12 protein-coding genes are annotated in these 12,581 nt (G+C 51.2%); all 12 read left to right on the top strand.

Translation table 11 applies throughout. The annotated features are described in order from the left end of the window. Nucleotides 1-64 precede the first annotated feature (64 nt). Nucleotides 65-499: a YwiB family protein gene (locus tag FZ040_RS06120; protein ID WP_255448786.1), complete on the top strand. Its 435-nt coding sequence runs from the start codon at nucleotides 65-67 to the stop codon at nucleotides 497-499. Between the two features lie 39 nt (nucleotides 500-538). Continuing rightward, entirely contained in the window at nucleotides 539-2,194 is a 1,656-nt protein-coding gene (argS, locus tag FZ040_RS06125) for an arginine--tRNA ligase (RefSeq protein WP_149171198.1), read from the top strand. A 30-nt stretch (nucleotides 2,195-2,224) separates the two neighbouring features. Continuing rightward, nucleotides 2,225-2,554 (top strand): DNA-directed RNA polymerase subunit delta, encoded by a 330-nt coding sequence (gene rpoE, locus FZ040_RS06130; RefSeq protein WP_149171199.1) that lies wholly within the window; start codon nucleotides 2,225-2,227, stop codon nucleotides 2,552-2,554. Nucleotides 2,555-2,640: 86 nt separating this feature from the next. Then, nucleotides 2,641-4,254, top strand: coding sequence for a CTP synthase (gene pyrG / locus FZ040_RS06135; protein ID WP_149171200.1), 1,614 nt, complete (start codon nucleotides 2,641-2,643; stop codon nucleotides 4,252-4,254). 147 nt (nucleotides 4,255-4,401) lie between these two features. Then, complete coding sequence (locus FZ040_RS06140) at nucleotides 4,402-5,037, top strand: hypothetical protein (protein ID WP_149171201.1); 636 nt, start codon at nucleotides 4,402-4,404, stop codon at nucleotides 5,035-5,037. A 102-nt stretch (nucleotides 5,038-5,139) separates the two neighbouring features. After that, nucleotides 5,140-8,481: a transcription-repair coupling factor gene (gene mfd, locus FZ040_RS06145; RefSeq protein WP_149171202.1), complete on the top strand. Its 3,342-nt coding sequence runs from the start codon at nucleotides 5,140-5,142 to the stop codon at nucleotides 8,479-8,481. 1 nt (nucleotide 8,482) lies between these two features. Further along, entirely contained in the window at nucleotides 8,483-9,157 is a 675-nt protein-coding gene (locus FZ040_RS06150) for an SAM-dependent methyltransferase (protein WP_149171203.1), read from the top strand. A gap of 153 nt (nucleotides 9,158-9,310) precedes the next feature. Continuing rightward, on the top strand, nucleotides 9,311-9,586 hold the full coding sequence (locus tag FZ040_RS06155; RefSeq protein ID WP_187620264.1) for an HU family DNA-binding protein: 276 nt from the start codon (nucleotides 9,311-9,313) through the stop codon (nucleotides 9,584-9,586). Between the two features lie 85 nt (nucleotides 9,587-9,671). After that, nucleotides 9,672-10,430 carry an SDR family NAD(P)-dependent oxidoreductase gene (locus FZ040_RS06160; RefSeq protein WP_149171205.1) on the top strand — a complete coding sequence of 253 codons (759 nt, stop codon included), beginning with the start codon at nucleotides 9,672-9,674 and terminating at the stop codon, nucleotides 10,428-10,430. Between the two features lie 67 nt (nucleotides 10,431-10,497). Then, entirely contained in the window at nucleotides 10,498-11,610 is a 1,113-nt protein-coding gene (locus tag FZ040_RS06165; protein ID WP_439653910.1) for an MGDG synthase family glycosyltransferase, read from the top strand. Between the two features lie 107 nt (nucleotides 11,611-11,717). Then, entirely contained in the window at nucleotides 11,718-12,182 is a 465-nt protein-coding gene (locus FZ040_RS06170; RefSeq protein ID WP_149171286.1) for a hypothetical protein, read from the top strand. 77 nt (nucleotides 12,183-12,259) lie between these two features. Continuing rightward, nucleotides 12,260-12,556: an FtsB family cell division protein gene (locus FZ040_RS06175; protein WP_149171206.1), complete on the top strand. Its 297-nt coding sequence runs from the start codon at nucleotides 12,260-12,262 to the stop codon at nucleotides 12,554-12,556. Nucleotides 12,557-12,581: the final 25 nt, after the last annotated feature.

A 12,581-nucleotide genomic window follows, 5' to 3' on the forward strand; every position in this document is an offset into this window, starting at 1 on the left:
TGCTTGCGCATTGGTTTATAATAGTGTACAGTATGTTTTTTAAAGAGGTGATAGTGTGAGCGCAATGAATCCGGTCATTGTTCGGGTACGCGGCAGTCAGCGGGATGACAGTGGGGAAGAGAATACCATCGAATCCATGGCAGTGGGGCGGCACTCGGTAAAGAACGGAAAGCATTACGTGCTTTATGAAGATGCCTTGCTGGATGAGAAGGTGAAGACTTCAACGGTGCTGAAGTTCAGCAGTGAAGAAGTGGTAATCCTGCGAAAGGGCGGCGTGCATCAGGAAATGCGCTTCCGGGAGGGTGCTGAAACAAGCAGCACGTATCGGACACCTTATGGGGATTTGAGACTGTCGATCCGCACAAGCAGACTCCGGGTGAGTCTGGGATTGCTGGATAATCGTATTGAGGCGGAGTACGATATTGCCATTGACGGACAATATCAGAGCAGCAATACGCTGCAGGTTCAAATCTCAAACGACAAGAAACAAAACGACTGAAAGCTGCCCTGTCGGACAGATTTAGGCTAGGGGGATACTATGGATATCAAAGATAAACTCTCGGCTGCTATTGAGCAGGCCGCGAAAGATGCGATTGCCGATGGCGTTTTCCCGGAAGGAGAACTGCCGAAAATCGTTTTAGAGGTTCCGCCGCAGAAGGAGTTTGGCGATTTTGCTACGAACTTTGCGATGCAGTCAGCCCGCGTATTCCGCAAGAATCCGCGTCAGATTGCCGAAGAACTGGCAAAGCGGATTGAGGGCGATTGGCTTGACCACACGCAGATTGCCGGCCCTGGATTCTTGAATTTCTATCTGAAGGGCAATGTACTTTACGATTCGTTCCAGAAGATTTTGGCTGCTGGTGAGTCGTTCGGCCAGCTTCCGGCAAAAGATGCACCGAAAATCCAGGTCGAGTATGTCAGCGCCAATCCGACGGGACCGCTTCATGTTGGCCACGGCCGTGGGGCAGCGGCTGGCTCCGCGCTGGTTAATCTGCTCCGCGCGGCTGGTTATCCGGTGGAAAGCGAGTACTACATCAACGATGCAGGCAATCAGATGAATAATCTGGCCCGTTCGGTAAATGCCCGTTATCTGGAACTTCTTGGCCGCGAGGTCGAGTTCCCGGAAGACGGCTATCATGGCCAGGATATTGTCGATACGGCACAGCGCATCATCGACAAGGAAGGCGACAAATACCTCAATATGGAGGAAGACGAGCGCCTGAAAATTTTCCAGGACCTTGCTTATGTAGAAAAGCTGGCTGCCCTGAAGGAAGATTTAGCTGCGTTCCAGGTCACTTTTGACAAATGGTTTAGTGAGCGTACGCTTCATCCTGAGGCGGTTAAGGCGGCAGTCAAGATCCTGCAGGACAATGGCAATATCTATGAGCAGGATGGTGCTTTGTGGCTGAAGTCTACGGCTTATGGCGATGATAAGGACCGCGTAGTTATCCGCGATAATGGCGTGCCGACTTATCTGGCTGCTGATATTGCGTACCATCACAATAAATATGAGCGTGGGTTTGACCGCCTTATCAACATTTGGGGCGCTGACCATCACGGCTATGTCTGCCGCGTCAAGGCAGCCATGGAGGCACTGGGACACGACCCGAAGAAGCTGACGGTATTGCTGCTACAGATGGTAGCGCTCTATCGTGGCGGCGAACTGGTTAAGATGAGCAAGCGTACGGGCCAGAGCGTTACGCTCAACGAGCTTATGGAAGAAGTTGGCACCGATGCTGCCCGCTATTTCTTCCTGATGCGCTCGCTCGACAGCCAGCTGGATTTTGATCTTGACCTTGCCAAGAAAAAATCCAACGACAACCCGGTTTATTATATCCAGTATGCACATGCCCGCATTTGCAGTATCTTCCGTCAGGCGGAGGAGACGAAACTGGTCCTTGGTGAAAAGCCGGAGCTTAGCCTGCTTACGGATTCGTCCGAGATTGACCTCATCAAGAAGATTGAAGAGTACCCTGAAGAGGTGGAGAAGGCAGCTGCCGATTACGCGCCGCAGCGCATTGCCCGCTACAGCTACGACCTGGCTGCCCTGTTCCACAGCTTCTACAATAAGTGCCGCATCATGGGCGTTGAGCCGCAGCTGGCGGAGGCCCGTCTGGCACTCGTGACGGTTACGGCTCATGTTATCCGTCACTCCCTTGGCATCCTTGGCGTTTCCGCCCCGGAGCATATGTAAAACAACAGAATTGGAAGGAGACCATTATCTATGGATTTCGTCAACAGCTCGGAAGTCGATATCGCTTATTATGTTCTGACTCAGAAAGGGCAGACCATCTATTACAAAGACCTGGTTCTCGAGGTTATCGAGAAGAAACATAAGCCGGTACAGTCGCTGTCGGCAGCAATTTCGGAAGTGTATACGCTCATCAATATGGACAGCCGTTTCCACTATGAAGGCGATGGACAGTGGGGCCTCACGGAGTGGAACCCGCCAGAAATCAAACGCCACAGCAGCCGTTCTGGCGCTGGCAAATCGAAAGCTGCCAACAAGGCTATCAACAACCGTCAGAAGAAGCTTGAGAGCATTCAGGAATAATTCTATTTAGGATATTGACAGTCCTGGTCAAAAAGGATAGAATAGGCAACATGTTATTTCAATAAGAACGTACAGGAGGCAGTTCCATGGCAAAGTATATTTTCGTTACCGGTGGTGTTGTATCTTCCCTGGGAAAGGGCATCACGGCTGCATCGCTCGGCCGTCTGCTCAAGAGCCGGGGCCTGAAGGTCACGATTCAGAAGTTTGACCCGTATATCAACATCGATCCGGGTACGATGAGCCCGTATCAGCACGGTGAGGTATTCGTCACTGACGATGGTGCTGAGACGGACCTTGACCTTGGTCATTATGAGCGTTTTATCGATATCAATCTGTCGAAGAACTCCAATATTACCACGGGTAAAGTATACTGGTCGGTCCTGAATAAAGAACGTCGCGGCGAATATCTGGGGTCGACGGTTCAGGTTATTCCCCATATCACCAACGAAATCAAGCAGAAGGTCTATGATGTTGCAAAAGCAGACGGTGCGGATGTAGTCATCACGGAAATCGGTGGTACGGTCGGTGATATCGAAAGCCAGCCGTTCCTTGAGGCTATCCGCCAGGTCAAGAAGGAAGTTGGCAAGAATGATACGCTGTACATTCATGTCACGTTGCTTCCGTATATCTCGGCTGCCGGCGAACTCAAGACGAAACCGACTCAGCATAGCGTCAAGGAACTGCGCGCTATCGGCATTCAGCCGGATATTCTCGTCTGCCGCACGGAAAAGACTATCTCGAAAGAGATGAAAGAAAAGATTGCGATGTTCTGTGATGTTCAGCCGGAGGCTGTCATCGAGAACCGCACGGCATCGACCATCTATGAAGTTCCGCTCATGATGCAGCGTGAAGGGCTGGATAAGATTGCCCTGCAGAAGCTCAATATGGATTTTGGCCCCGCAGATATGTCTGATTGGGAGAAAATGGTCTACAAAATCAATAACCCGAGCAAGAAAGTCAAGATTGCCGTCGTCGGCAAATATGTAGAACTGCCGGATGCCTATATCTCGGTAACGGAAGCCCTGCATCATGGCGGCATTGATAACGATGCTTCGGTTAAGATTCACTGGGTTAATGCCGAAGAAATCGAAAATCCGGAGACGGACCTCGACGAAGTCTTCGTGGGCTGCAAAGGTATCCTGGTACCGGGCGGCTTCGGTGACCGCGGCGTTGAGGGCAAGATCAAGGCAATCCAGTATGCGCGTGAGCACAAATTGCCATTCCTGGGCTTGTGCCTGGGTATGCAGTGTGCGGTTATTGAATTTGCCCGTCACGTATGCGGTATGACTGATGCACACAGCTCGGAGTTCGATGCTGAGACGAAGCATCCGGTCATCGACCTGATGGAATCCCAGCAGGGCGTTGAAAACAAGGGCGGTACGATGCGTTTGGGTGCATACGAGTGCCTGCTTCGCGAAGGTACGCATTCCTTTGCTGCCTATGGCAAAGCAAACGTGCAGGAGCGTCATCGTCACCGTTATGAGTTTAACAACGAGTATCGTCAGGCACTTACGGAAAAGGGACTCGTCATTGCCGGTACGCTGCCGGATGACAGCCTGGTTGAGATGATTGAGGTCAAAGACCATCCGTGGTTTGTAGCTACGCAGGCTCATCCGGAGCTTAAATCCCGTCCGAACAATCCGCATCCGCTGTTCCGTGACTTTGTCAAAGCTGCGCTTGCTGTCAGCCAGTCGAAATAAGTGAAAAAGCCTTGAATTTCCTAAGGAAATTCAGGGCTTTTTTTCATCCAAAAAACTTTTAGGGCGGAAGGATTTCGAATGAAGGCTGGCGAAGTATAATCTCACATAGCAATGGAAATGGGATTCTTCAGAAAGGAGGAGATGGTGATGCTTATCGATACGGCCTGTTCATTAGCGTTCTACTGCCAACGCTGCGGCCGGATACAGCTCCAGGATGTGCCGCTCTTCAGCGGGCAGAAGCACTTCGTGATGGAATGCGGCAACTGTGGGCATACGATGGGAGAAATAACATGGAAACCGCGTAAAGGCTTGCTGCTAAAAACGGTCTGTGGGGCCTGCAAGGGAGAGAATCACCAGCAATTTACCTGGCGGCAGCTGCGCCGCCTGCGCTTTGAAAAGCTCTATTGCGAACATGACCATTTTGAATTGGGGTATATTGGCCAGTGGCAGGACATTGCCGAATTTTTGGATTTCAATGATGCGGAATACGATTCGCTGCATCCCAATGATGGAGACCGGTTCTTAGAGCGGCAGCAGACGCTGCTGGAGGCGCTGAACCGGGTTCATGACCTGGCGAGCAGCGGCGAGCTCGAATGCCCCTGTGGCAGTTCGGAGATTTCAGCAGCTGTACGCGGTGAAGAGATTATCCTCGAGTGCCAGTCTTGTGGAAGTTATTGTATCCTTCCCGCGCACAATGCCGAAAATTTACAAAACCTGCGTCCGGGGATGGCGGCTGCCTTTGTATGGAAACCGCGGTCGTTCCTTGACGTCCGGGGAAAATAGGATTATTATAAATAACATTGAATTGATTTTACAGGGACTATCGGCTGCCTGAGCAGCCGGCAGTCCCATTTTGGCGTAATGAAAACAGACAGAGGTGTGAGGATGAATTCTTTATTGGCAGCCATAGGACAGGATACTGCGGTGCAAAAGCTGCAAACCTGTTTTTCCGGCAAGACCTGTGAGGTGCTGGCCTATGGATTGGGAAGTTCTCAGAAGCATGTGGCCTTTGCTTCCTGCTATGAAAAAGCTCCGCAGCCATGGGTGATATTGGTTCATAACCGTGATATGGCAAGTGCCTGGCGCGAAAATCTGATGGCTTTGCTGCCGGAGGTTGCTGTGGTAGAGCTGCCGGAATTGGATTTAGAAAATGTCCAGGCGGCAGCCAAGAGCCTGGAACGGTCAGCACGGCGTATGGATGTGCTCGGCCGTCTCATGCGGCATGAGCCGGTCGTGGTGCTGGCAACAGCCGCTGCCGCCGTTCAAAAGGGCATGAGCCGGAATGAGTTTGAACGGCTGAGCCTGCGGATTCAGATTGGACAGCAGTTCCCGCGCGAAGACCTGCTAAAACATCTGGTTCAGCTAGGCTATGAAAATGCCGTCGATGTGGAGTGTGTCGGTCAGTTCAGTGCGCGGGGCGGTATTGTGGATGTCTATCCCATCAACAGCCAGGCACCGGTCCGCATCGAATTTTTTGATGATGAAGTGGATTCTCTCCGCGAGTTTGATTTGGAGACGAAGCGTTCCATCCGCAATATCAGCAGCACGGCTATCCTGCCGCTGGCGCAGACCGATGATGCCGGCCGTCCGGAACTTTTCCTGACGTATCTGGAAAAGCGAGGGGCGGTTCTCTTTGATGAGCCGATACGCATTCGCGAGCAAATCAAGACAATGGTAAGGGAGAACCCCGAAATCAAAAAGGAGGTTTTCAGCTGGGAAGATATGCTGGAGGCAGCCAAGGGCAACCATGTATTTTATTCTGCGCTGATGCTGCAGCAGGTGCATGGAGCTGAGCCGGAGAAGACCATCAGCTTTACCGCTACGAATATGACGCCGTTCCAGCGGCAGATGGATTTACTGGAGAATGAGGCAAACCGTTGGCTGGGGCAGAAACAGCGCATTTTGGTGCTGCTTGGCGACCGGGAAAAAGCCAACTCGATGCGCGAACTCTTTGCCCGTCATCGCGTGCCTTCTGCGGTGGTGGCAGAAGGGGCAGAACTGCGCGAGGATTTAATCAACATCCAGCAGGGTACGCTGCTGTCCGGTTTTGAAATGGCTTCGGCCCGGCTCGTCGTGGTGACGGAAAAGGATATCTTTGGTCATCAGAAGCGCAAGACGATTCGGGCAGCGCACAAGGGAGACCGCATTGCCCATTTCCGGGAAATCAAGCCGGGGGATTATGTCGTCCATGTCAACCACGGTATCGGCAAATACCTTGGGGTGGAAACCCTGGAAGTCGGAGGGATCCACAAAGATTACCTGCATATCAAGTACGGTGGTGACGATAAACTCTTTGTACCTACCGACCAGGTAGGACTGCTGCAGAAATACATCGGTTCGGAAGGGGATGTTCCCCGCCTTCATCGCATGGGCGGAACCGAATGGGTCAAGGCAAAAGCCCGCGCGAAAAAATCGGTAGAGGATATTGCCAAGCAGCTTATCGAAATATATGCCAAGCGCCGTCAGGCCAAAGGCTTTGCCTTTTCTCCCGATGATGCGACGCAGCAGGACTTTGAGGATGCGTTTCCCTATCAGGAGACGGAGGACCAGCTCAAGGCAATTGCTGAAATAAAGGCAGATATGGAAAAAGAGAAGCCTATGGAGCGCCTGCTCTGCGGTGATGTTGGCTTTGGCAAGACCGAGGTGGCTATCCGGGCAGCCTATAAGGCGGCTATGGACGGGAAACAGGTGGCGGTACTGGTGCCGACGACTGTTTTGGCGCAGCAGCATTATAAGACATTCAGTTCCCGCTTTATGGATTTTGCGCCGCAAGTCGACGTAATCTGCCGTTTCCGTTCGGCCAAAGAGCAAAAGGAAACCATTGAGAAGGTAAAGGACGGGAAGGTCGATATCCTGATTGGCACGCATGCTATTCTCAATCAAAACAAGGTTCAGTTCAAGAATCTCGGCCTGCTGATTGTCGATGAAGAGCAGCGTTTCGGTGTCAAACAGAAAGACAAAATCCGCAGTCTGGCGGCGGGAATCGATGTGCTGACGCTTTCGGCCACGCCGATTCCGCGAACGCTCCACATGTCGCTGGTCGGGGCGCGGGATATGAGTATTATCGAAACACCGCCGGCTGAGCGTTTCCCCGTACAGACTTATGTGGTGGAAAACAACGATACCGTTTTAGCCAATGCCATCAAGCGTGAGCTGAAACGCGGCGGGCAGGTATATTTTGTCTACAATCGGGTCGATACCATCGACCGCATGCGCGACAACATCCAGCAATTGGTACCCGATGCCCGGATTCAAACGGCGCATGGCCAGATGCCGGAGGAGATGCTCGAGCAGGTTATGATGGACTTTTACGAGGGCGCCTATGACATCCTGTTGGCAACCAGCATTGTGGAAAACGGCCTGGATGTGGCCAATGCCAATACGATTATCGTCTACAATGCCGACCATTTTGGCTTATCGCAGCTCTATCAGATGCGTGGACGGGTGGGCCGTTCACATCATATGGCTTTTGCTTACTTTGTCTACCAGGCCGATAAGATACTGACGGAAACTGCTGAGAAGCGCTTGCAGGCGATGAAGGAATTTGCTGAACTCGGGGCAGGCTTCAAGATTGCCATGCGCGATCTCGAGATACGCGGGGCAGGAAATCTGCTGGGGTCACAGCAGCATGGGCACATAGCCAGTGTTGGTTTTGAGATGTACTGCAAGCTGCTGGAAGAAGCCGTGGAGAAGATGAAAAGCGGCAAGAAGGAAGTGGAACCGCCAAAGCCAGACCCGATTATCGACTTGCAGGTTGAAGCTTATCTTGATGGTGGTTATATCGATGATGCAATGCACAAGATTGAAATTTACCAGCGCATTGCCGCCATCCGCAAAAATGAGGAGCTGCACAACCTGCTCGATGAACTGATTGACCGCTTTGGGGAACCGACAAAACCGGTTATGCATCTTTTGGAGGTAGCCCGCATTAAAAATTATGCCCGCGACCTTTCCATCCGTTCGATTTCAGAGATGCCGAAGGCATTGGATATCTATTTGCTTCCCGGATACAAAATGCCGGTAAAGGGCATGATTGCGCTGGATAAATTGTTTGGCCGGAGCATGCGGGCCCTGCCGGATAAAAACGGTTTCCGTTTTGCCCTCAATGACAAATACAAGAAAAATATTACGAACTTTGTTACGCGGCTGCTTATGATTGCCGCAGGCGATGAGGCTGCTTTGACAGGCAGCAGAGAAACACAGCAGCCGGTAAGGCAGGAGAGATAATATGGCAACAATCACAGTAGTAGGATTAGGTCCGGGACGTGCCGGACTCATTACCCGGGAGAGCTGGGAACTCATGGAAAAGGCAGAGCGGTTGGTTCTGCGCACGCGCATTCATCCTACCGTTGAGGCTTTGGAAACAGCGGGAATGGTTTTTTCGACTTACGATGGCTTTTATGATGAGGCAGCCGATTTTGAGACGCTGTACCGGAAAATTGCCGCCGACCTTTTGGCACGGGCGGCAGCCGAAGGCGATATCGTCTATGCGGTTCCCGGCAGCCCGCTGGTGGCAGAACGCACAGTGGTGCTCCTGCGTGAGCTTGGCCGGGAGTCAGCCGTGACGGTCGACATCCGTCCGGGCATGAGCTTTGTCGAAGTCATGTATACCCGTTTGGGCATTGACCCGATTGACGGGCTGACCATCATCGATGCCGAAGATGTGGAAACATTGAAAGAGAAACCTGCGCAGTCGCTCGTTATCACCCAGGTCTACAATCAGCAGATTGCGTCGGATACCAAGCTGATGCTGATGGATTTATACCCGGATGAATATGAGGTGATGTATATCCACAATCTGGCTTTGCCGGATGAATCCATCCGGCAGATACCACTTTATGAATTGGACCGGCAGAAGGATGTTGATCACCTTACGAGCTTGTTTATTCGTGCAAAAGCCTAAAAAACGCAGCGAAAAACGCGTTTTTTCGCGTTTTTTCGTGAAATCCCTTGATTTTTATTTGCTTTTCTGTTACATTCACTATTAGCAGGCTGGTGAATGTGCATAACATTCGTTCGCGCCTGGGAAAAGGTATTTTTTAAGGGGGCTGCAATTGTGAATAAAACTGAATTGGTAGCTGGTGTTGCCGAAAAAACCGGTATGACGAAAAAAGATGCGGAAAAAGCAGTAAATGCACTGTTTGAGAGCATTCAGGAGGCACTGACTTCAGGCGACAAAGTCCAGATGATTGGTTTTGGCACCTTCGAAGTAAAGGAGCGGCCGGCTCGCAAGGGCCGCAATCCGCGCACTGGCGAGGATATTGTGATTCCGGCAGCAAAGAATCCTGCATTTAAGGCAGGCAAGGCATTAAAAGATGCCGTAAATGGATGATAAAGTTTTTTAATGGCAATGTACCGGGTCCTGACGGGACCCGGCTTTTTTTATGATGCGGCAGTTTGGGAAGGAGAAGTGTTGGATGGAGCGGCAGATGGATAAAAACGTGGTGATGATTTCCGGAGGGACATCGGGAATTGGTCTTTCGGCAGCGAAGGGCTTTTTAAAAAAAGGGATGCGGGTGGTATTGCTGGGGCGTTCCCAAAGCCGGGGCGAGGCTGCTTTGCATGAGCTGGGTGACGAGGAAAACGTGATGTTTCTTTCCTGCGATGTGGGGCGGCATGCAGATTGTGACCAGGCAGTAGCGGAGACGTTGAAGCGCTGGGGAAGGCTGGACGTACTGGTGAATTCCGCAGGGATTTATGTGGAAGGCGCCATCGAGGATATGACGGATGACTGTCTGGACGAAGTCCTTACAATCAATGTAAAGGGAACATATTATCTTTGCCAGGCGGCGGTGCCAGCGCTGAAGGCTGTGCGGGGAAATATCGTAAATGTTGCCTCGGATGCCGGAGTTCATGGCAATTATTATTGTTCGGCTTATTGTGCCAGCAAGGGCGCTGTCGTTATGTTTACCCGGGCCCTGGCTTTGGAACTGGCCGGCTTTGGCGTGCGGGTAAATGCCATTGCCCCGGGGGATATTTTGACTCCGCTGACCGAAAAACAGCTTGAAGCAGCGCCAAACCGCGAAGAAGCCTTGCGGCAAATGGCGTCGGTTTATCCGCTCGGGCGCATCGGAACGCCGGAGGAAGCAGCCGCGCTGATTTTGTTTTTGGCGTCCAAGGATGCCTCCTTTGTGACCGGAGCAATCTGGGGGGTTGATGGTGGATTGACTGCCTGAAATGTGATACAATAGGCCAGTGTGTATTTTTATACAGAGAGGAGGGAGAAGTACGAAAGCGTTCAAGATTTTGCTGTTGACGGCATCAATCGGTTCGGGTCATATCAAGGCAGCTGAGGCTATTGAAAAGGAGCTTCAAGGGATGCTGCCACAAGCGGATATCACGACGGTTGACTTCATGTCGCGCCAGACGTCCTGGCTGCATTGGCTCATGAAGAAAATCTATTTGATTATGCTTGATTTTGTGCCGAACCTTTACGATGTCTTTTACAAAGTATCTGGTGGTGCTTCGGGCGGCTCTTTGGTGCAGAGTGCTTTTGCTGTCGTGATGCAGCCGGTGATGCAGCGGATTATCCGGCGGGCAGAGCCCGATGTGGTGATTTGTACGCATCCATTTCCAGAGGGGGCGGCGTCGTTGTGGAAAAAACGTCACAATCCGCATTTGCCCTTGGTGGTAGTCATGACGGATTACTCACTGCATCAGATATGGCTGTATCCGCGGGTAGAGGCATATTTCATGGCGACGGAGGCTATGCGTCAGGAAATGACGGAAAAGGCTTTTTCGCAGGCAAGACTTCATGCCGCGGGCATTCCGGTTGATGTGTCTTTGCAGGCACTGCCGGGAAAAGCTGAATTGCGGGAGGTATACGGAATCCCGCAGAATAATCCGGTGATTCTCTTGATGGGAGGAGGACTTGGATTAGGAGGGATAAAGGAAACGCTGCTGGAGCTCGAAAAGATTCCGCAGTCCCTTACCTTGTTGGTAATTGCCGGACGCAATGAACGACTTTTAGAAGAGGTACGCAAGTGCGCTGCGCAGTATCATCATTTGGTGAAGGCCTGGGGGTTTACCGATAAGGCCCATGAGCTCATGAGAGCGGCTGATCTTTTGATTACTAAGCCAGGGGCACTTACCATCAGTGAAGCTTTCGTGCTGGGATTGCCGATGCTTTTGCATGACCCCATTCCTGGTCCAGAGACCGAAAATGCGGTTTATGCAACAAGGCATGGCGCAGCTGTTTGGCTGCATCCGGGAGAAAAATTAGCACCGGCTGTGCAGGAACTCTTGACAGGGGATTGTCTGGAGAGTATGTCAGCCAGGGCAAAGGAATGTGCTAAACCGGCTGCGGCTGCGGAAATTGCGCAGTGCATCGTAACGATGCTGACAGGAAAAAAATAATTTCAAGATGTTAGCAGGTTTTTGGTATTGTAACGAGGAATACTATATCAACAGTCTGCGGACAGCTGGAGGGGATTAATCCGCTGTAGAAGGAATTGGTGATAGAAATGGCCGTATTTCAATTAATGAAGGACGACAACAATCAGTATATTTGTCCCAAATGCAAGGGAAAGCTGCGCTTTGTTGATGGCAGGGCCGTACAAATTGTCGATGGCAGAGCGGATATGAGTTCGATTCTGCCTAAATACGAATGCGATCATTGCGGGATTTATTTTCAGGAACTTTTGGGATCTGGTTTTTATAATGAGTATGATCTTCCGCAGAAAAAGGCCGCGAAAAAGATAGTAAAAACCGGTGACCTTCAGCCTATGGTGTTGAAGCGTGACCAGAATAATCAATGTGTCTGCCCGCGCTGTGGGGAAATGATGGATTTTGTGGAAGGGCAGGCTGTCCGGCTGGTGGATGGCATTCCCGACATGGAAAATGTCAAAGACCATTTTTATTGCAAGCGCTGTAATTCCACATTTCGCCGGCTGGCTATGACCAATTATTTCCAATGGTCGGAAAAATAATTGGCGATTGGCTTGCATATCGCATGGTTTGCCGTTATCATTAAGAGGATTGAGATTTATCAGAAGGAGGGAGAATGATGAATAACAGAAAACGGCCGAAGAAATACCGCGTCAGCTGGTTTTTTCTGTTGCTGGTCATCATTGTAGGCTATTTTGTCTCCATACTGATATCTCAACAGGTGTATCTCAGTCAGGTTAGCAGGGATCAGGCAGCAGCTGAGGCAAGGCTGCAGGCTGCTCAGAAAGAAAATGAGGCCCTGCGGCAGGAAAAGGAGAAACTCAATGAATTGGGGTACATCGAAAAGATTGCGCGGGAAGAGTTGGGCATGACGCGCGCTGGTGAGCTTCCGTATACTACCGGAAGCCGCAAATGAGTGTTATCTGCCTTGACACTATTCT

It is taken from the genome of Pseudoselenomonas ruminis (assembly GCF_008271295.1).
In the GTDB taxonomy this organism is placed as follows: domain Bacteria; phylum Bacillota; class Negativicutes; order Selenomonadales; family Selenomonadaceae; genus Selenomonas_A; species Selenomonas_A ruminis.

Bases quoted from the DNA above. Each gene is read 5' to 3' on its own strand.
- FZ040_RS06120 (WP_255448786.1), top strand. From the start codon at position 65: ATGAATCCGGTCATTGTTCGGGTACGCGGCAGTCAGCGGGATGACAGT.
- argS (WP_149171198.1), top strand. From the start codon at position 539: ATGGATATCAAAGATAAACTCTCGGCTGCTATTGAGCAGGCCGCGAAA.
- rpoE (WP_149171199.1), top strand. From the start codon at position 2,225: ATGGATTTCGTCAACAGCTCGGAAGTCGATATCGCTTATTATGTTCTG.
- pyrG (WP_149171200.1), top strand. From the start codon at position 2,641: ATGGCAAAGTATATTTTCGTTACCGGTGGTGTTGTATCTTCCCTGGGA.
- FZ040_RS06140 (WP_149171201.1), top strand. From the start codon at position 4,402: ATGCTTATCGATACGGCCTGTTCATTAGCGTTCTACTGCCAACGCTGC.
- mfd (WP_149171202.1), top strand. From the start codon at position 5,140: ATGAATTCTTTATTGGCAGCCATAGGACAGGATACTGCGGTGCAAAAG.
- FZ040_RS06150 (WP_149171203.1), top strand. From the start codon at position 8,483: ATGGCAACAATCACAGTAGTAGGATTAGGTCCGGGACGTGCCGGACTC.
- FZ040_RS06160 (WP_149171205.1), top strand. From the start codon at position 9,672: ATGGAGCGGCAGATGGATAAAAACGTGGTGATGATTTCCGGAGGGACA.
- FZ040_RS06170 (WP_149171286.1), top strand. From the start codon at position 11,718: ATGGCCGTATTTCAATTAATGAAGGACGACAACAATCAGTATATTTGT.
- FZ040_RS06175 (WP_149171206.1), top strand. From the start codon at position 12,260: ATGAATAACAGAAAACGGCCGAAGAAATACCGCGTCAGCTGGTTTTTT.